Origin of the sequence: Staphylococcus intermedius NCTC 11048, assembly GCF_002902385.1 — a bacterium.
Classification (GTDB): Bacteria; Bacillota; Bacilli; order Staphylococcales; family Staphylococcaceae; genus Staphylococcus; species Staphylococcus intermedius.
The window spans coordinates 1-665 of the sequence record NZ_PPQH01000163.1; the positions used below are offsets into that span (position 1 = coordinate 1).

At 41.1% G+C, this 665-nt stretch carries 1 pseudogene; it reads right to left on the reverse strand.

The window, feature by feature from the left end:
* Positions 1-665, reverse strand: a pseudogene (locus CD138_RS13895) (terminase); the annotation flags it as partial.

Consider the following 665-nt stretch of genomic DNA (forward strand, 5'->3'; position numbering starts at 1 on the left):
AAATTTGAACACCAACAGTATTTAACGCTTTAAATGCCGCTTTCGCTGTATTGGATTTATTAACCCAATCCTCAAACTTACGTGCATTACCTTCAATGAGATCAGCCACGCCAGACAAGAAAGGTTTCATTTTGGACAATCCCGAGTTGACACCTCTAATTCCCGAAGCCATTGCGTTAAAAATCTGAGCTTGGTTCTGTCTGATGATACCCGCCCATGTATCTTTTAGCTCAGAGGTTGCATCATTGAATGCTTCAACTTCTTTTGTCACTGCAAGTGTGCCGTCGTTAACCATTTTAATTGCACTGATAGCCATTGCACCAAATGCTACTGCACCTAGTCCAGCGACAGAGAAAGCACCAGCTAAACCAAGTACACCGCCACTGAGAACACCTGCCGCATTCAACACTGCAAATAATGCGGGTACTAATCCGGCAATTATAGGTATAAGAGCTTGAAATGACGCAATCAACACACCTTTGATTTGTTGGCCAAACACTGTACCAAACGAGCGAATACGTGTCGCTAAGTGGTCAATTTTACTACTAAAGTCATCTAACGCTCTTCCACCTGCATGCCAAACATCAGCTATTTTAGCTTTTAGTAAGTCTGTTTTTCTTACATCGTAATCTATTTTTACAGTGTGTTTTCTAAAGGTTTTTAAA